Annotated in this window: 17 protein-coding genes and 1 tRNA gene; 4 read left to right on the forward strand and 14 right to left on the reverse strand. The window is 70.1% G+C overall.

From position 1 onward, the window contains the following. Nucleotides 1–10: 10 nt before the first annotated feature. The 7 genes from ACH3VR_RS07165 to ACH3VR_RS07195 form a co-directional block, all read right to left on the reverse strand. Complete coding sequence (locus ACH3VR_RS07165) at nt 11–1,099, reverse strand: D-alanine--D-alanine ligase family protein (RefSeq protein ID WP_396640065.1); 1,089 nt, start codon at nt 1,097–1,099, stop codon at nt 11–13. Beyond that, on the reverse strand, nt 999–2,132 hold the full coding sequence (locus ACH3VR_RS07170; RefSeq protein WP_396640066.1) for an NAD(P)H-dependent glycerol-3-phosphate dehydrogenase: 1,134 nt from the start codon (nt 2,130–2,132) through the stop codon (nt 999–1,001). The genes ACH3VR_RS07165 and ACH3VR_RS07170 overlap by 101 nt, the downstream gene beginning before the upstream one ends. Continuing rightward, a complete protein-coding gene (locus ACH3VR_RS07175) occupies nt 2,122–2,895 on the reverse strand; it encodes a lysophospholipid acyltransferase family protein (RefSeq protein ID WP_396640067.1) in 774 nt (257 codons plus the stop codon). The genes ACH3VR_RS07170 and ACH3VR_RS07175 overlap by 11 nt, the downstream gene beginning before the upstream one ends. 3 nt (nt 2,896–2,898) lie before the next feature. Next, nucleotides 2,899–4,269, reverse strand: coding sequence for a UDP-N-acetylglucosamine 1-carboxyvinyltransferase (murA, locus tag ACH3VR_RS07180; RefSeq protein WP_396640068.1), 1,371 nt, complete (start codon nt 4,267–4,269; stop codon nt 2,899–2,901). Between the two features lie 81 nt (nt 4,270–4,350). Further along, nucleotides 4,351–4,947, reverse strand: a complete 597-nt coding sequence (gene leuD, locus ACH3VR_RS07185; RefSeq protein ID WP_396640069.1) for a 3-isopropylmalate dehydratase small subunit — start codon at nt 4,945–4,947, stop codon at nt 4,351–4,353. A gap of 1 nt (nt 4,948) precedes the next feature. Then, nucleotides 4,949–6,439 (reverse strand): 3-isopropylmalate dehydratase large subunit, encoded by a 1,491-nt coding sequence (leuC, locus tag ACH3VR_RS07190; protein WP_396640070.1) that lies wholly within the window; start codon nt 6,437–6,439, stop codon nt 4,949–4,951. Between the two features lie 177 nt (nt 6,440–6,616). Continuing rightward, the gene (locus ACH3VR_RS07195) at nt 6,617–7,693 is read right to left on the reverse strand and encodes a TerC/Alx family metal homeostasis membrane protein (protein WP_396640071.1); all 1,077 of its coding nucleotides are present in this window, start codon (nt 7,691–7,693) and stop codon (nt 6,617–6,619) included. 213 nt (nt 7,694–7,906) lie between these two features. Between ACH3VR_RS07195 and ACH3VR_RS07200 the strand changes: the two genes are divergently transcribed. Both ACH3VR_RS07200 and ACH3VR_RS07205 read left to right on the forward strand, forming a co-directional pair. Continuing rightward, nucleotides 7,907–8,461, forward strand: coding sequence for an RNA polymerase sigma factor (locus ACH3VR_RS07200; RefSeq protein ID WP_396640072.1), 555 nt, complete (start codon nt 7,907–7,909; stop codon nt 8,459–8,461). Continuing rightward, nucleotides 8,458–9,621, forward strand: coding sequence for a DUF4349 domain-containing protein (locus ACH3VR_RS07205; protein ID WP_396640073.1), 1,164 nt, complete (start codon nt 8,458–8,460; stop codon nt 9,619–9,621). Before ACH3VR_RS07200 ends, ACH3VR_RS07205 begins: the two co-directional genes overlap by 4 nt. A gap of 4 nt (nt 9,622–9,625) precedes the next feature. Here ACH3VR_RS07205 and ACH3VR_RS07210 read toward each other — a convergent pair whose 3' ends face one another. Beyond that, entirely contained in the window at nt 9,626–9,904 is a 279-nt protein-coding gene (locus tag ACH3VR_RS07210; RefSeq protein ID WP_396640074.1) for a hypothetical protein, read from the reverse strand. Between the two features lie 178 nt (nt 9,905–10,082). Beyond that, nucleotides 10,083–10,158: transfer RNA gene (locus tag ACH3VR_RS07215), tRNA-Glu, on the reverse strand. 107 nt (nt 10,159–10,265) lie between these two features. On the opposite strand from ACH3VR_RS07215, the gene ACH3VR_RS07220 reads away from it, so the two are divergent. Continuing rightward, entirely contained in the window at nt 10,266–10,904 is a 639-nt protein-coding gene (locus tag ACH3VR_RS07220) for an MBL fold metallo-hydrolase (RefSeq protein ID WP_396640075.1), read from the forward strand. A 77-nt stretch (nt 10,905–10,981) separates the two neighbouring features. On the opposite strand, the gene ACH3VR_RS07225 is transcribed toward ACH3VR_RS07220, so the two are convergent. From ACH3VR_RS07225 to ACH3VR_RS07240, 4 genes are read right to left on the reverse strand one after another with little or no spacing between them, the layout of a single operon-like run. Beyond that, nucleotides 10,982–11,251, reverse strand: coding sequence for an HPr family phosphocarrier protein (locus ACH3VR_RS07225; protein ID WP_396640076.1), 270 nt, complete (start codon nt 11,249–11,251; stop codon nt 10,982–10,984). 40 nt (nt 11,252–11,291) lie between these two features. Continuing rightward, on the reverse strand, nt 11,292–13,328 hold the full coding sequence (locus tag ACH3VR_RS07230) for a PTS fructose transporter subunit IIABC (protein ID WP_396640077.1): 2,037 nt from the start codon (nt 13,326–13,328) through the stop codon (nt 11,292–11,294). A 45-nt stretch (nt 13,329–13,373) separates the two neighbouring features. Further along, a complete protein-coding gene (gene pfkB, locus ACH3VR_RS07235) occupies nt 13,374–14,321 on the reverse strand; it encodes a 1-phosphofructokinase (protein WP_396640078.1) in 948 nt (315 codons plus the stop codon). Further along, the gene (locus ACH3VR_RS07240; protein ID WP_396640458.1) at nt 14,318–15,103 is read right to left on the reverse strand and encodes a DeoR/GlpR family DNA-binding transcription regulator; all 786 of its coding nucleotides are present in this window, start codon (nt 15,101–15,103) and stop codon (nt 14,318–14,320) included. Before ACH3VR_RS07240 ends, pfkB begins: the two co-directional genes overlap by 4 nt. A 116-nt stretch (nt 15,104–15,219) precedes the next feature. Between ACH3VR_RS07240 and ACH3VR_RS07245 the strand changes: the two genes are divergently transcribed. Further along, nucleotides 15,220–16,167, forward strand: a complete 948-nt coding sequence (locus ACH3VR_RS07245) for an aminoglycoside phosphotransferase family protein (protein WP_396640079.1) — start codon at nt 15,220–15,222, stop codon at nt 16,165–16,167. On the opposite strand, the gene ACH3VR_RS07250 is transcribed toward ACH3VR_RS07245, so the two are convergent. After that, nucleotides 16,137–16,895, reverse strand: coding sequence for a hypothetical protein (locus ACH3VR_RS07250; protein WP_396640080.1), 759 nt, complete (start codon nt 16,893–16,895; stop codon nt 16,137–16,139). The genes ACH3VR_RS07245 and ACH3VR_RS07250 overlap by 31 nt on opposite strands. Between the last annotated feature and the right edge of the window lie 73 nt (nt 16,896–16,968).

The following is a 16,968-nucleotide window of genomic DNA, read 5'->3' on the forward strand; positions in this document are numbered from 1 at the left end:
GGCCGGCCGATCAGGCCGCGCGCTCGAGCGCCGTGTCGATCAGCTCGGAGATCAGCTCGGGGTACGTCATCCCCGAGGCGAGCCAGCACTTCGGGAACATCGAGATCGGCGTGAAGCCGGGCATCGTGTTGAGCTCGTTGACGTAGAGACCGTCGGCCGTCAGAAAGAAGTCGACGCGCGCCAGCCCTCGGCCGCCGACCGCGTCGAACGCCTGCACGCCGAGCTGCTGGATCGACGCGATCTCGGCGTCGGTCAGGTCTGCGGGGCACACGACCTCCGCGCCGTCGCCGCCGAGGTACTTGCCCTCGAAGTCGTAGAACTCACGCGTCGTCAGCACGATCTCGCCCGGGAGCGACGCGCGCGTCGCTCCGCCGCAGCGCCCCTCGAGCACCGCGACCTCGACCTCTCGCCCGACGATCGCCGACTCGATGAGCACCTTGTCGTCCTCCGCGAAGGCGAGGTCGACGGCGGCGTCGAGCTCGGACGCGTCGTGCACCTTCGAGACGCCGACACTCGACCCGGCTCGCGCAGGCTTGACGAACATCGGCTCGCCGAGAGCCGCGGCATCCCTCCGCACACCCTCCGGATCGGCAGCCCATCGCGCCCGCGTCACCGTGATCCACGGCGCGACGGCGACGCCGGCCGCCTGCAGCACGATCTTCATGAAGTGCTTGTCCATGCACAGCGCCGAGTCGAGCACGCCCCCGCCCGCGTACGGGATCTCGAGCGTGTCGAAGTAGCCCTGGATGGTTCCGTCCTCGCCGTGCACGCCGTGGAGGATCGGCAGCACCACGTCGAGCTCTCCGAGCGCGACGACGGTGCCGTCGGCTCGGCGCACTCGCAGGCACCGGTCGCCGACCTCAGGCCACAGCACGCGTGTGCCGTTGTCGACGACCTCCGGCAGCCGCTCGGCGTCGAGCGCGAACTTGTCGGGCTCGTCGTCTTCGAGCACGAACACGCCGTCGCGCGTGATCCCGACGGGGATCACGCGGTAACGGTCACGGTTGATCGCGCGGAGGACGCCTCCCGCTGTTGCGGAGCTGATCGAGTGTTCGCTGGAGCGACCTCCAAAGAGCACCGCCACCACCGGCTTGTCCATTCTGCGTCCTCTCGCCCTGCGGCTCGTCGTCATCGGTCGTGAGATGGGGCGCGATCTCGCGCGGGTCCATCGTGCCGTCGAGCACGCGCTTGACCTGCTCGACGATCGGCATCTGGATGCCGGCCTCCTTGGCCAGCTGCAGCACCGGGGCGACCGAGGCGAGACCCTCGGCCGTCTGGTTCATCTGCTTGACGACGTCGTCGAAGCGATAGCCTTGGCCGAGTAGGCGTCCGGCGGTGTTGTTGCGACTGAGGGGCGACTGGCAGGTCGCGATGAGGTCGCCGAGCCCCGCGAGGCCCTGCAGCGTCTCGGGGTGGGCACCCTGAGCGACGGCGAAGTCGGTCATCTCGACGAGGCCGCGCGTGATGATCGACGCCTTCGTGTTCTCGCCGTAGCCGACTCCGTCGACGATGCCGATCGCGACGGCGATGAGGTTCTTGAGCACGCCGCCGAACTCGGTGCCGATGACGTCGGTGTTGACGAAGGAGCGGAAGTAGCGGTTGCGCGAGCGGCGGGCCACGGCATCCGCCGTCTCCTGGCTCGTCGATGCGATGACGGCGGCGGTGGGCTGCTCGCGGGCGATCTCGAGAGCGAGATTCGGACCGGATGCCACGGCGATGCGCCCCGGGTCGCAGTCGAGCTCCTGCTGGATGACCTCGCTCATGCGCAGACCGGTGCGGCGCTCGACGCCCTTCATGAGCGAGACGATCGGCACGTCGCTCTTCGACACGAGCGGGCGCACGGCCTTGAGATTCTCGCGAAGGGTCTGGCTCGGCACGGAGAGGTAGACCTGGTCGGCGCCTTCGAGTGCTTCGGAGAGATGGTGCGTCGCCGACATCTCGCGCGGCAGGTTGATGCCGGGGAGGTATTGGCTGTTGCGCTTGGCCTCCTCGATCTCGTGCGCGAGCTCGGCGCGACGTGCCCACATCGTCACGTGGGCTCCTCCGTCGGCGAGGATCTTGCCGAACGTCGTCCCCCAGCTGCCGGCGCCGACGACGGCGACCCGCGGGAGGGCATCCTGCCTACGGCTCAAGGCGGCCCGTCTCCTTCTGGCCGTGGTCGGCCGGATTCCAGCGCTCGGCGGGGGCCGGCTCGTTGCGGATCTTCGAGAGCAGGCCGGCGATGTCGGCCATGACGACGTCGGTCGCGGCGACGAGGCTGCTCGTCGACGGCGTCTGCTCCGCGCGGAACGCGGACAGGTCGACCGGCGCGCCGATCACCACGCGCACCGGTCGCCGCAGCGGCCACAGCTTGAGCTTGCCGTACCGCGGCAGGACGGCCTGGCATCCCCACTGCGCCATCGGCACGAGCGGGATGTCGCCTGCCAGCGCGAGCCGGACGGCGCCGGTCTTGCCGCGCATGGGCCACATCCGGGGGTCGCGGGTCAGGGATCCCTCGGGGTAGACGATGACGCCGCGACCGAGCTCGACGAGCGTCTCGGTCGTCTCGAGCGTCTGCCGGGCGGATGCCGCCGACGACGTCCGCGCGACGGGGACCATGCCCGTGACGCGGAGGATCCACCCGAGCACCGGAACGCGGAAGAGCGACTCCTTCGCCATGAACCGCGGTGCGCGTCCCGACTTCCACACGGCCAGCGCGACGGCGAGGGGGTCCGACTCCGAGTAGTGGTTGGGCGCGAGCACGTACGCGCCTTCCCTCGGAAGGTTCTCCGCGCCCTCGATCTCGAGCTTGAAAAGCAGCGCGATGAGAGGCGCGATGACGGCGGCGAGCGGCCAGAAGACGCTCGGCCGCGACTTCTCCGTCGACGCCTTCAGCCGCGGCGAGGTGGCTGCCACGGACTACCCGATGACGTCGAAGTCGGCGCCGAGGGCGTCGAGCTTGGCGAACAGCTTCTCGTAGCCGCGGCGGATGATGCCGACGTTGCGCACGACCGACTCCCCCTCCGCCGCGAGTGCGGCGATGAGGTAGCTGTAGCCGCCGCGCAGGTCGGGCACGACGACATCGGCGCCGCGCAGCGGCGTCGGGCCCGTGATGACGGCTGCCTGCTCGAGCTCGCGGCGCGGGACGCGGCGGTCGTCGGAGGCGATGCCGTGCGGGTGGACGACGATGTCGGCCCCCATCTGCACGAGGGCGTTCGTGAAGCCGAGGCGGTTCTCGTACACCGTCTCGTGCACGGTCGACACGCCGTTCGCCTGCGTCAGCGCGACGATGAGCGGCTGCTGCCAGTCGGTCATGAAGCCGGGGTGCACGTCGGTCTCGACGACGACCGGCTTGAGGGCGCCCTCACGGCGGAACTGGATGCCGTCCTCGTGGATCTCGAACCAGCCGCCGGCCTTGCGGAAGACGTTGAGGAACGTGAGCATCTCCTGCTGCTTGGCCCCGCCGACGAAGATGTCGCCGTCGGTCGCCAGAGCGGCGCACGCCCACGACGCGGCCTCGTTGCGGTCGAAGATGCAGCGGTGGTCGTAGCCGCGCAGCGAGTCGACGCCCTCGATGAGGATGACGCGGTTGGGCTCGTACGAGATGATGGCGCCCATCTTCTGCAGCACCGCGATGAGGTCCATGATCTCGGGCTCGATCGCCGCGTTGCGCAGCTCCGTCGTGCCGCGCGAACGCACGGCGGTGAGGAGCACCTGCTCCGTCGCGCCGACGCTCGGGTACGGCAGCTCGATGAGCGCACCGTGCAGCCCCTCGGGCGCCGACAGTCGGATGCCGCTCGGCAGCTTCTCGACGATCGCGCCGAACTTGCGCAGGGCGTCGAGGTGGAAGTCGATCGGCCGGTCGCCGATGCGGCATCCGCCGAGGTCGGGGATGAACGCCTGGCCGAGCAGGTGCAGCAGCGGTCCGCAGAACAGGATCGGGATGCGGGATGCCCCGGCGTGCGCGTCGATCTCCTCGAAGTGCGCCGAGACGGCGCCGCTCGGGTCGAGGTGGAGGGTGCCCTCCTCCTCGCCGTCGTCGACGCGGACGCCGTGCACCTCGAGGAGCGAGCGCACGACCTGCACGTCGCTGATGTCGGGGACGTCGCGCAGCGTGCTCGTCGTCTCGCCGAGCAGCGCCGCGACCATCGCCTTCGTCGCGAGGTTCTTCGCACCCTTCACCTCGACACGGCCTGTGAGGGGCCGGCCTCCGCGGATCGCGAGGGTCTCTCCGGACAATTCCCTTGCTCCCGTCTTCGGGCCGGCCGAGTCGCTGAGAAGAGTGTTCATCCGGTGGGACCTCACTTGTTGGTGATGGATGGCGCGGCTGCCCTGGTGGGGCCTCCGGCGAGGAAGCGGGAACGCCTTAGCTTACGGAATCGGGAGCGTCCGAGGCCTCCACGCCTCGCGACGAGCCTCGAATTCGGCGATCCTCGCTTCGTTTCGCAAGGTCAGCCCGATGTCGTCAAGGCCCTCGAGAAGGCGCCACCTAGTGTAATCGTCGATCTCGAACGGCACTGCGAGGTCGCCGATCGAGGCCATGCGCGCCTGGAGGTCGACCGTCATCCGGACACCCGGCTGCGCCTCGATCGTCGTCCACATGGCCTCCAGGTCGGCCTCCGAGATCACGCCCGCGAGCAGGCCCTGCTTGCCGGCGTTCCCTCGGAAGATGTCGGCGAACCTCGGGCTCAGCACGACCTTGAAGCCGAAGTCGCGCAGCGCCCAGACGGCGTGCTCACGGCTGGAGCCGGTGCCGAAGTCGGGTCCGGCGACGAGGATCGACGCGCCGGCATAGGCGGGCTGGTTGAGCACGAACTCGGGGTCCTGGCGCCAGCTCGCGAAGAGGGCATCCTCGAATCCCGTCTTGGTGACCCGCTTCAGGTAGACGGCGGGGATGATCTGGTCGGTGTCGACGGCCGAGCGGCGCAGCGGAGCCGCGATGCCCGTGTGGGTTGTGAACTTCTCCATGTCAGGCCACCCCTTCCTGTTCATGCTGAGCTTGTCGAAGCACGGCCGGGGCCGGCAGATCGCTGGGGCTCGAGAGCGTGCCGCGCACGGCTGTCGCGGCGGCGACGAGCGGCGACACGAGGTGCGTGCGCCCGCCCTTGCCCTGACGGCCCTCGAAGTTGCGGTTCGACGTGGAGGCGCAGCGCTCCCCCGGTGCGAGCTGGTCGGGGTTCATGCCGAGGCACATCGAGCAGCCGGCGAAGCGCCACTCCGCCCCGAACTCCTCGAACACCTTGTCGAGACCTTCGGCCTCGGCCTCCAGGCGCACGCGGGCCGAGCCGGGCACGACCATCACCCTGACGTTCGGCGCCTTCGTCCGGCCGCGGACGACCGACGCGAACGCGCGAAGGTCCTCGATGCGGCTGTTCGTGCACGAGCCCATGAAGACGGCATCCACGGGGACGTCCTTGAGGGGCGTGCCGGCCGCGAGGTCCATGTACTCCAGCGCCCGCTGTGCCGCGGCGCGCTCATTGGGGTCCTCGAATGAGGTGGGATCCGGCACGACGCCGGACAGCGAGACGCCCTGGCCGGGGTTCGTCCCCCACGTGACGAAGGGCTCGAGCTCGTTCGCGTCGAGGAACACCTCGGCGTCGTAGACGGCGCCCTCGTCGCTGGGCAGCGTCCGCCAGTACGCGACGGCGGCATCCCAGTCATCGCCCTTGGGCGCGTGCTCGCGGCCCTTGACGTACTCGAAGGTGATGTCGTCGGGGGCCACCATGCCGGCACGGGCGCCCGCCTCGATCGACATGTTGCAGATGGTCATGCGCCCCTCCATCGAGAGGGAGCGGATCGCGCTGCCGCGGAACTCGAGGACGTAGCCCTGGCCGCCGTTCGCGCCGATCTTGGCGATGATCGCCAGAACGACGTCCTTGGCGGTGACGCCGTGCCTCAGCTCGCCCTCGACCGTGATCGCCATCGTCTTGAACGGCTTGAGCGGCAGCGTCTGCGTCGCCATCACGTGCTCGACCTCGCTCGTGCCGATGCCGAAGGCCATCGCGCCGAACGCGCCGTGGGTCGATGTGTGCGAGTCGCCGCAGACGACCGTGATGCCCGGCATCGTCAGGCCGAGCTGCGGGCCGACGACGTGGACGATCCCCTGCTCCTTGTCGCCCAGCGAGTGCAGGCGCACGCCGAACTCCTCGGCGTTGCGGCGCAGCGTCTCGATCTGCGTGCGACTGGTGAGGTCGGCGATGGGCTTGTCGATGTCGAGCGTCGGAGTGTTGTGGTCTTCCGTCGCGATCGTCAGATCGAGGCGGCGGACGGGCCGGCCCTCGGCGCGGAGCCCGTCGAATGCCTGCGGGCTGGTCACCTCGTGGACGAGGTGCAGGTCGATGTAGATGAGGTCGGGTTCGCCGTTCTCGCCCTTCACGACCAGGTGGTCGTCCCAGACCTTCTCGGCCAGGGTGCGGGGGCGATCGGGAATGCCGAAGTCGTCGGAAACAGGGGTGCTCATTGCTTGGTCGTTCTCCTCGAGAAGGGGACTGCTCCCCTTATGGGATGGGCCCACAACGGACTCCGCGACGAGGAGGGCTCAGAACGAGATCTCGCCGCGGCCGCTAAGGAGAAGGCGAGCGATCCGCACCCGGTCAGACTACCACCGGGTGCGGATCGCTCCGTCCCTCGCCTCCGCTCAGCGGTGGTCGTCGGGGCTCGGCGGCTGGTCGACGGTGGGCGGCGTGCCCTTCTCCTCCGCGACGGCCGCGGCCGCGGCATCCACGGTCACCGCCTTCTTCTCGCGGGCCGACGAGACGAGGCTCGCGATCGTGGCGACCGCCATGGACAGGACGATGACCAGCAGCGATGTCCACGTCGAGATCTCGGGCGCCCAGTCGACGGGCTCGCCGTTGTTGATGAACGGCAGCTCGTTGACGTGGAGGGCGTGGAAGAAGAGCTTGAGCCCGATGAATCCGAGGATGAACGCGATGCCGTAGTGCAGGTACTTCAGGCGATCGAGCAGGCCGCCGAGGAGGAAGTAGAGCTGTCTCAGGCCCATCAGCGCGAACAGGTTCGCGGTGAACACGATGAAGGGGTTCTGCGTGATGCCGAAGATCGCCGGGATCGAGTCGATCGCGAAGATCAGGTCGGTCACGCCGATCGCGACGAACACGAGGATCATCGGCGTCCAGACCTTCTTGCCGCGCACGACCGTGCGGAGCTTTCCCTCGTCGTAGTGGTCGCTGATGTCGACGAAGCGGCGCATGAAGCGCACGATGCCCGCCTCGGCCTGCGCGTCCTCTTCGTGCGCGCTCGGGAACGCCTGCCGCCACGCGGTGAAGACGAGGAAGGCGCCGAAGATGTAGAAGATCCAGCTGAAGCTCTCGATGAGGGCCGCACCCAGCAGGATGAAGATGGCGCGCAGGATGAGCGCGATGATGATGCCCACCATGAGCACCTGCTGCTGGTAGCGGCGCGGAACCGAGAACTGCGCCATGATCAGCACGAACACGAACAGATTGTCGATCGACAGGCTGTACTCGGTGAGCCAGCCGGCCACGAACTCGCCCATCGCCTGTGGACTCTGCGTGACCCACAGGAGCACCACCGCGAAGATGAGGGCGAGCGAGACGTAGAAGACGACCCAGAGCGTCGCCTCCTTCAGCGACGGGATGTGGGGCCTCTTGATGATGAGGAGCAGATCGGCGAGGAGGATCAGCGTCAGCACGACGAGGGCGGTGACTTCGAACCAGACGGGGATCTCGTAGGGCATGAAGGCCTTTCGGGAGGGGGTCGCAAAGGGCCGAAAGTCTCTCCCCCGCCGGAGGCGGCGCGCGCCCGGGGATCCACGACGGGTTCCCGTGATGACGGACGCGCGAGGCTGGGATACTCCCTCTCGCCCGTTCAGACTACAGGTGAGACGGACGGTTCCGACCCGACACCTCAAGACTGAGAGACAATGTGGCCGGCCGACGAACGGACGGGGATGACTGACATCGAGACGACGGATGCCGCGCTCGTGCGTGCGGCTGGGGACGGCAGCGAGCATGCCTTCCGCACGCTGTACCGCGCCTACGTGCGACCCGTCTACTGGATCGCGCACGGGCTCGTCGGCAACGCCTCCGACGCGGAGGACGTCACGCAGGAGACGTTCCTCGCGGCCTGGCGGAAGCTGCACGGCTTCGAGCTCGCCGGAGAGTCGCTGCTGCCGTGGCTCGCGACGATCTGCCGTCTGCAGGCCGCGAACCGCATCCGGCGCCAGCGCCGCGATCGCGAGCGGACCGCGGGCGAGGCCGACGAGTCGCTGCCCGCCACCGTCGACGTCGAGCAGCAGGTGATCGACGACGACCTCGCCGAGCGCATCCTGCGCGAGGTCGCGGGACTCAGCCCGATCGACCGCGACATCTTCCGGCTCTGCGCCGTCGAGGGATACGCCTATCAGGCCGCCGCCGACGAGCTCGGCGTCGCCCACGGCGTCGTGCGCAATCGTCTCTCCCGCATCCGCACGCGTCTGCGGACGACTGTCAAGGAGAGCACATGAGCACGCCGCATGACGAGACGCCCGTCCAGGGCGACCGTCAGCCCGACCTTCCCGAACTCACGGACGAGCGCATCGCCGAGATCGAGCAGTCGTTGTTCGCCGAGATCGGCCGCGACCGCACGTCGGCGCGCGCACGGCGACGGCGCTGGTGGATCGGCGGCGCAGCAGCCGCCGCCGTCGTCGTCGTGGCCGCGGTCGTCTCGCCGATGATCGTGCCGCTCGTGTCGGGCACCGCGGGCTCGAGCGAGGTCGGCTCGGCCCCCGTCGCTCCGGCTGCCCCCGACACCTCGGCGGGAAGCGCGTCGACCGACGAGTCCGCCGGCGACAGCGCTGGGCTGGGGGTGTCCTCCGTCCCCGGGGCGGCCGACCCGACCGCCGGGCGGGACATCATCACGACGGCGTCGGCGACCGTCGTCGTGCAGGACGTGCCTGCGGCGACACGAGACGTCGCGCACTCGGCGGAGGCGCTCGGCGGATACGTCGAGTCGATGAGCATCGGCCAGAGCGGGCAGCCCATCCCCGTCGATCCGGGCGTCGTGTACGACACGACCCTCCCGTATCCGACGACCGACGGCGCCTGGATCACCGTCCGCGTACCGTCGGATCAGCTCACGACGATGATGGATCAGCTGTCCGATCTCGGCGACGTGACGGCGACCTCGGTCAACCGGCAGGACGTCACGGAGCAGACGATCGACCTGCAGGCGCGGATCGACGCGACCCAGGCATCCGTCGACCGGCTCACCCAGCTCATGTCGCAGGCGGGCGACCTGTCCGACCTCATCGCCGCCGAGACGGCGCTGTCGGATCGGCAGGCGACGCTCGAGTCGTACCAGCAGCAGCTCGAGTCGCTGCAGAGCCAGGTCGACATGTCGTCGCTGACCGTCACGCTCACGCCGGTGGCCGAGCCGGTGAAAGCCGATCCCGCGGGCTTCACCGACGGTCTCGTGGCCGGCTGGAACGGGCTCGTCGCGACGCTCAACGGCATCGTCGTCGCGCTCGGCTTCATCCTTCCGTGGATCGCCGTGGCGGCCATCGTGGTGCTGGTGGTGTGGGGCGCCGTGCGCCTCGTGCGGCGGCGCCGGGCATCGCGGGCGCGCCCTGAGCCGGCGACGGTGAAGAACGCCACGGCGAAGGACGACGACTCCCCCGTCGAGTGACGGGTCAGACGTCGCCCTCGAGGGTCCGCGTCCGACGTGAGATCTCCTCCGAGGCCTCGTTCGCGCCCTCGAGCGTTCCGATCGGAGCGTCGCTGACCGACACGGCCGCCAGCGTCGAGCCCGAACTCGGTCCCAGCGTGAGCCACGACGTGGCCGCGACCCCGTCGACGAGGGCCGGGAACCGCACGATGTCGGATCTTCCGTATTGCGCGAGGGCTCTCGCATAGTCGAGGACGGCGTCTGCGACGTCGTCGGTCGTGAGGAATCGGCTACCGCCTATCAAGAGATCTTTCATCGCATCACTCACCCGGTCCAGGGGGCGCACGCAGCCCGACTGATCCGTTCCTCACATGGTGGCGCGTCGGCGAGTGCCGGCCAAGCGGGTTGACCGTCGTAGAGGGCTTTGGTAGGACGGCAGGAACGAAGAAAGCCGGTCCGAGTGGACCGGCTTTCTTCGTTGTTGGTGACCCCAGCGGGATTCGAACCCGCGTTACCGCCGTGAGAGGGCGGCGTACTAGGCCGCTATACGATGGGGCCGTCAGGCAACCGTTCAAGTATGCCATGGCGATTCGAGTGCGCCAAATCGAGGCCGGAATCGCCGAGACGGCCTTGCCGGAGGCATCCCTCGGCGCTTGACTCGAGGCATGCGAGTGACCAAATTCGAGCACGCTGCCCTGACGATCGAGAACGACGGCGCGAAGCTCGTGATCGACCCCGGCAGCTTCACGTTGCCCCTCGACGACCTGAACAGCGTCGTCGCCGTCGTCATCACCCACGAGCATCCCGACCATTGGACCGCCGACCATCTCGACCGCATCCTGCAGTATGCGCCGGGCATCCCGATCTACGGACCGGAGGGTGTCGCGAAGGCGGCGGGCGGCTATGACGTCACTGTCGTCGCGCCCGGCGACACCGTGACGCTCGAGGCCTTCACCCTGAAGTTCTTCGGCGGCAAGCACAACGTCATCCACGAGTCGATCCCGATCGTCGACAACGTGGGCGTGCTCGTCAACGACGAGTTCTACTATCCGGGCGACTCCTATGCGGTGCCCAAGGGTGCGAAGGTGACGCTCCTCGCGGCGCCCGTCGGTGCGCCGTGGCTCAAGATCGGCGAGGCGATGGACTTCGTGCTGGCCGTCGCACCGCGGCAGGCGTTCGGCACACACGACATGACGCTCTCGGTCATCGGCCGCGACATGGGCCGTGCGCGGCTGAAGTGGGCGGTGGAGCAGGACGGCGGCGAATTCCTCGCGCTCGATCCCGGCGACGCCGCGGACATCTGAACCCGGACACGACAAAGCCGGATGCCGCGAGCCCATACAGGGCCCGCGGCATCCGGCTTTCGGTCACTCCGCGTCGGTCACTGCGCGTCGAGATCCGTCTCGAGCAGAGCCACGAGCTCGTCGAGCGCCTGGTCGGCGCCGTCTCCCTCGGCCTTGAGCGTCACGACCGTACCCTGCGACGCACCCAGGCCCATGAGCGAGAGGATGCTGCCCGCGTTGAGGTCGGGGCCTCCCTCCACGGCGATCGTGACGGGGACCGGCTTCTGCTGCACGGCCTGCACGAAGAGCTTGGCCGGGCGAGCGTGAAGGCCCGAGCTGCTCGCGATGGTGGCTTGACGTTGTGCCATTTCTGCTCCTTGTCTCATTCCTCGATGACGGTCCCGTGGATCACGCCGGGACGGCGGCCGCGGTGAGGTCGGCCTCAGCCGCCTCGAGCTCCTTGGGAGCGATGAAGCGCTTGAAGGCGACCACCAGGAACGCCGTCACGACGGTACCGGCCGCGAGCGCCACCAGGAAGCCCCAGATCGGCTGGATGGCGAAGAGGACGAAGATTCCGCCGTGCGGAGCGTAGGACTGCACACCCAGCGCCATGCACAGCGCACCCGTCACGGCACCGCCGACCATGGAGGCGGGGAGCACGCGCAGCGGGTCGGCCGCGGCGAACGGGATGGCGCCCTCGGAGATGAACGACGCACCCAGCAGCCACGCGGCCTTGCCGTTCTCGCGCTCGACCGGCGTGAAGAGGTTGCGGGCGAGCACCGTCGAGGCGAGGGCCATCGCGAGCGGGGGCACCATGCCCGAGCACATGACGGCGGCCATGATCAGCAGCGGCGCGGGGTTGTCCGCGCTGCCGGCGGCGAGGCCCGCGACGGCGAACGAGTACGCGACCTTGTTGATGGGACCGCCGAGGTCGAAGCACATCATCACACCGAGCACGATGCCCAGGGCGATGGCGCCGACGCCGCTCTCCGACAGAGCCGTGAGCCAGTCGGTGAGCCACGTCATGAGGGTCGCGATCGGGCGGCCCAGGAACAGGATCATGAGACCGGAGGCCACGATCGAGGCGAGCAGCGGGATGATGACGACGGGCATGAGGCCGCGGAGCCAGCGCGGGGCGGGCCAGCTCGAGATCCACCACGCGGTGACGCCGGCGAGGAGACCGCCGACGATGCCGCCGATGAATCCCGCGTTCATGAGCACCGCCACGGCGCCCGCGACGAAGCCGGGTGCGATGCCGGGACGGTCGGCGATCGCGAACGCGATGTAGCCGGCGAGCGCCGAGACGAGGAAGCCCATCGAGGTCGCGCCGATCATGAAGGCGACCGAGCCGAGGTACTGGCCGAGGCCGCCCGCGGGCAGGTTCCACAGCGCGTTCTGCGTGATGACCGTGGCCGCGTCGGCGGTGACGTTGTAGCCGCCGAGGAGGAAGCCGAGGGCGATCAGCAGACCGCCGCCCGCGACGAACGGGATCATGTAGCTGACGCCCGTGAGGAGGATGCGCTGGATGCGGGCCCCCCACGACAGCGACTCGGTCGAGGTGGCCGAGCTGCCGGCCCCCGCGGTACCCGACACGCGCGTCGCGGCGGGGTTCTTGGCGGCGGCGACGGCTTCCTCGATGAGCTCGGTGGGCTCCTCGATGCCGCGCTTCACCCCCGAGCGCACCACGGGCTTGCCCGCGAAGCGCTGGAGTTCCCGCACGTCGACGTCGGTCGCGAAGATCACGGCGTCGGCGCTGTCGATGATGTGCTGCGGCAGCGCCTGGTAGCCGCTCGAGCCCTGCGGCTCGACGGTGAGGTCGACACCTGTCTTCTTGCCGGCCGCGGTGAGGGCGTCCGCGGCCATGAAGGTGTGGGCGATGCCGGTCGCACACGACGTGACGGCGACGAGGCGCGCGGGGCGGCCGTCCACGTCGAGTCCGGAGGAGACGGCGGCGGGGGCGGATGCCGTTGCCGCGGGCGCGGCGGGCGCGGCCTCCTCCTCGCCGATCGCCTGACGGACGATCGAGACCACGTCGCCGCGAGTCTGGGCGGCGCGCAGGCCGCTCGTGAAGTCGTCCTGCATGAGGCTGCGTGCGAGCTTCGACAGCACGGCGAGGTGCGCCTCGGCCGCGCCCTCGGGCGCCGCGATGAGGAAGACGAGGTCGGCGGGACCGTCGGGAGCGCCGAAGTCGACGCCGGGCTGCAGACGTGCGAAGGCGAGCGTGGGCTCGGTCACCGCACCGCTCTTGGCGTGCGGGATCGCGATGCCGCCGGGGAGGCCGGTCTCGTCCTTCTGCTCGCGCGCCCAGGCGTCGGCGTACAGGGCGTCGGCGTCGGTCGCGCGTCCTTGCGCGACGACGCGGGCCGCGAGGGCCTTGATGACGGCGGCCTTGTCGCCGCCGAGCGCGTCGTCGAGGCTGACGAGCTCTGGTGTGATGGTGGACACGGTGACCTCCTTGGTCGGTGTGGCGGTGTCGTGGGTCGTGGTGGGTCAGGCGAGGGTGCGGACGGGCACGTCGCCCGTCGGCAGATCGGCGGGCGAAGGCGCTTGCGTGCCGGGGAGGGATGCCGCGGCCGCGCCGTAGCGGATCGAGCGGCGAAGCCGCTCTTCCGGGTCGGCGCCGTCGAGGTCGGCGAGCAGGTAGCCCGCGAGCGAGCTGTCGCCTGCTCCGACGGTGCTCGCGACGCGGATCCTGGGCGGCGTGCCCGCCCAGGCGCCGTCGGCATCGACGAGGACCGCGCCGTGGGCCCCGAGCGTGACGAGCGCCGCGCCGACGCGGGCGGGAACGATCCTGCGGGCGACGGGCAGCACTGCGGCGGCGAGGTCGTCGCCGGTCTCCAGCTCGACTCCGGCGAGTTCGGCGAGCTCCTCGTCGTTGGGCTTGATGAGGTCGGGGCGACCGTCGGCGACGACGGCCGCGAGAGCCGCTCCCGACGTGTCGACGGCGATGAGCGGCGCGTCATCGCCGAAATGCGAGCGCACGGCCTCGATGACGTCGACGTAGAACCCGTCGCCGACACCGGGGGGCAGCGAGCCCGCGAGCGCGAGCCAGCGGGCGCCCGCACAGGCCTCGACCACAGCGGCGATGACGGCGGCGGCGTCGTCGTCGTCGAGCGCTGCGCCGGGGAGGTTGAGCTTGGTCGTGACGCCCGCGGGGTCGGTGATCGTGACGTTCGCCCGCACGCGGCCATGGATCGGCACGCGCTTGGCGGCGACGGCCGAGTGGCTCAGCGCGGCGTCGAACGGATCGTCGGTCGCCAGGGGGAGCACGGCGAGCGATCGGGCGCCCGCTGCCGCGACGACGCGGGCGACGTTGATGCCCTTGCCGCCGGCGTCTTCACGCGCCGAGGTCGCCGCCTGCACCTCGCCCGGCTGCAGCGCGCCGGCGAGCGTGATGGTCCGATCCAGCGACGGGTTGGCGGTCAGTGTCACGATCATGCGATCCATACCTCCACATCGGCCGCCTCGAGCGCGTCGGCGAGCGACGATTCGGGTGCGGCGTCGGTCACGAGCACGTCGATGTCGCTCAGCTGCGCGAAGCGCACGAACGACTCGACGCCGAACTTGGCCTGATCGGCGACCACGACGACGCGCCGCGAGGAGCGCACGATCGCGGCCTTGACGGCCGCCTCTGCGGGGTCGGGGGTGCTGAGCCCGAAGTCGGCCGAGAGGCCGTTGGCGCCGATGAACGCGAGGTCGGGCCGCAACGACGCGAGGGCCGAGAGTGTCGACGTGCCGACGGCGGCAGCCGTGAGTCCCCGCACCTGGCCGCCGAGGACGGTGAGCCCGATGTCGGGAAGGAGTGACAGCGTGTGCGCAACCGGCACGGCGTGCGTCACGACGTCGAGGCGCGCGCCCGTCGCGGCGACGCGCTCCCCCAGGCCCGCCGCGATCGCTCCCACGGTGGAGCCCGCGTCGAACACGACCGCGCCGCGGTAGCCGTCGGTGATCGCGTCGAGGGCGCGGTGCGCGATCGCGCGCTTGGCGTCGGCGTTCACCATCATGCGCTCGGCGATCGACGGCTCGACGACGCTGCCCGTGCGCAGCGGCACGGCCCCGCCGTGGACGCGGCGCAGGATGCCCTGCTGCTCGAGGGCGGCGAGGTCGCGGCGGATGGTCTCGGTCGTGACGCTGAGATCGTCGGCCAGTTCGACGACCGAAACGCGACCGCGCTCGGCCAGGTGCCGAGTGATGTGAGCTTGGCGCTCCGTCGCGTACATATGGATCCTCGTCCTCAAGGTGAACTCCAAGATACAACAGATACCAACGCAAAACAAGCGATTCCCACATAAAGACAGATCCACTTTCCTGCGGCGGAGCCGATACCCTCGGCGAGATGCCGGACATGCCCGCCGCCGAGGTGCAGATCACCGCTGAACTCGTGCGCGCCATGCTCGTGTCGCAGGCGTCGCGGGTGATCCCGGATGCCGCGGCGCTGCCCCTCGCGAAGGCGGCGAGCGGTTGGGACTGCGAGCTGTGGCGCCTCGGCTCCGACCTTGCGGTGCGGCTGCCCCGGCGGTCGCTCGCCGCACCCCTCGTCGTCCACGAGCAGCGGGTGCTCCCCCGGCTCGGGCCGCCCATCGAGGCCACCGGCATCCGCGTGCCCGTTCCCGTCTTCGCGGGCGCACCGGGCGAGGACTATCCGTGGGCGTGGTCGATCGTCCCGTGGTTCCACGGCGTGCGCGGACTCGACGTTCCGCGCGCGCTTCGCGGCGCGTGGGCAGAGCCTGTGGCTCGCGCGCTCGGCGCGCTGCACGTCGCCGCCGATCCCGATCATCCGGTCAATCCGGTGCGGGGCGTGCCGCTCGCGGCCCGAGCCGAGGCGGTCGCGGAACGGCTGTCGCAGCTTCGCGGCAGCATTCCCACGCAGCTGGTCGACGTCGCCGAGGGGGCCTGGAGCGACGGGCTCGCCGCGCAGCCGTGGGCCCGTCCGCCGGTCTGGATCCACGGCGACCTCCACCCGGGCAACCTCATCGTGGGTGACGAACGCGTCGCGGCGATCGTCGACTTCGGCGACGTGACGGCGGGAGACCCCGCCTACGATCTCGCGATCGCCTGGCTCGCCTTCGACGCGACCGGCCGCGCGCGCTTCCGCGCCGCCATCGGCGACCGCACCGATGCGGCGACCTGGATGCGGGCGCGCGCCTGGGCCGCAGCGTTCGCCGTGCTCCTGCTCGTGCAGAGCGACGACAACCCCGATTACGCCCTTCTGGGCCGTGAGACGCTCGAGGAGCTCGCGGCCGAACGCTCCGGTCAGAACCTGGCCGTGCCTCGTACGACATAGAGGTCGACGGCGCCGCCCTGCCAGGCGAATCGCACGAACGAACCCGACGGCATGTCGATCCCCGGGGACTCGGAGTGCAGAGCCCCGTAGTCCGCGGTCACGTCGAGCACCGCCGGGAGAGGCCTCGGCGCGCAGTCCTGATCCCAGATCTCGCCGCGCAGGCTCAGGACGACGCATTGCGCGGAGTCGCGGCCCTGGACCGTCCACACGTCGAGCGAGCCGACGGCGCCGTGGTATCGCAGTGTGGCACGCCGCGCGCCGAAGAATCCCAGCATTCCGAGGCCGAGATCCGGCTCGCGCACCGATGCGGGAGGGGAGGCGATGGGCAGACTCACGACGGGAGTGGGGCTCGCCTCGATGCTCACGATCGCCGCGAGGGTCGCGATGAGGGCCGCGATCCCCGCGATGGCGGCCAGGATCCACGGAAGCCGGCGGCCGCGACTCGATTCGCGCGCGCGGGGGTTCGGCTCTGCGGGCGTCGCCGGTTCAGGCTGGTCCGCAGAGACCGCCGCCGAGGCATCCGGCGTCTCGGGCTCGTCCGAGCCCTCCCCACGCGATTGCGAGACTGTCGTCGTGTGCGCCGGGGTCTCTCGAGAGCGCGCCACAGCCAGGGCCAGCTCGAGCTCTGCGAGCCGTGCCTGCGCGACCGCATCGCCATCGATGTCGGCGTTCGGCCCGTAGGCCCTGCGACGCAACGCGGCGAGCTCCTCGACGTCGTCGTCGGGCATGGCCTCATTATGCGCGGGGCGGGCGCCGACGGACAGGTGGGCGGCCGCGCAGACCCAGGTGATTCATAACCTC

Origin of the sequence: Microbacterium alkaliflavum, assembly GCF_044325405.1 — a bacterium.
In the GTDB taxonomy this organism is placed as follows: Bacteria; Actinomycetota; Actinomycetes; order Actinomycetales; family Microbacteriaceae; genus Microbacterium; species Microbacterium alkaliflavum.

Bases quoted from the DNA above. Each gene is read 5' to 3' on its own strand.
- ACH3VR_RS07200 (WP_396640072.1), top strand. From the start codon at position 7,907: ATGACTGACATCGAGACGACGGATGCCGCGCTCGTGCGTGCGGCTGGG.
- leuC (WP_396640070.1), bottom strand. From the start codon at position 6,439: ATGAGCACCCCTGTTTCCGACGACTTCGGCATTCCCGATCGCCCCCGC.
- ACH3VR_RS07225 (WP_396640076.1), bottom strand. From the start codon at position 11,251: ATGGCACAACGTCAAGCCACCATCGCGAGCAGCTCGGGCCTTCACGCT.
- murA (WP_396640068.1), bottom strand. From the start codon at position 4,269: ATGAACACTCTTCTCAGCGACTCGGCCGGCCCGAAGACGGGAGCAAGG.
- leuD (WP_396640069.1), bottom strand. From the start codon at position 4,947: ATGGAGAAGTTCACAACCCACACGGGCATCGCGGCTCCGCTGCGCCGC.
- ACH3VR_RS07205 (WP_396640073.1), top strand. From the start codon at position 8,458: ATGAGCACGCCGCATGACGAGACGCCCGTCCAGGGCGACCGTCAGCCC.
- ACH3VR_RS07245 (WP_396640079.1), top strand. From the start codon at position 15,220: ATGCCGGACATGCCCGCCGCCGAGGTGCAGATCACCGCTGAACTCGTG.
- ACH3VR_RS07220 (WP_396640075.1), top strand. From the start codon at position 10,266: ATGCGAGTGACCAAATTCGAGCACGCTGCCCTGACGATCGAGAACGAC.
- pfkB (WP_396640078.1), bottom strand. From the start codon at position 14,321: ATGATCGTGACACTGACCGCCAACCCGTCGCTGGATCGGACCATCACG.
- ACH3VR_RS07250 (WP_396640080.1), bottom strand. From the start codon at position 16,895: ATGCCCGACGACGACGTCGAGGAGCTCGCCGCGTTGCGTCGCAGGGCC.
- ACH3VR_RS07165 (WP_396640065.1), bottom strand. From the start codon at position 1,099: ATGGACAAGCCGGTGGTGGCGGTGCTCTTTGGAGGTCGCTCCAGCGAA.
- ACH3VR_RS07240 (WP_396640458.1), bottom strand. From the start codon at position 15,103: ATGTACGCGACGGAGCGCCAAGCTCACATCACTCGGCACCTGGCCGAG.
- ACH3VR_RS07195 (WP_396640071.1), bottom strand. From the start codon at position 7,693: ATGCCCTACGAGATCCCCGTCTGGTTCGAAGTCACCGCCCTCGTCGTG.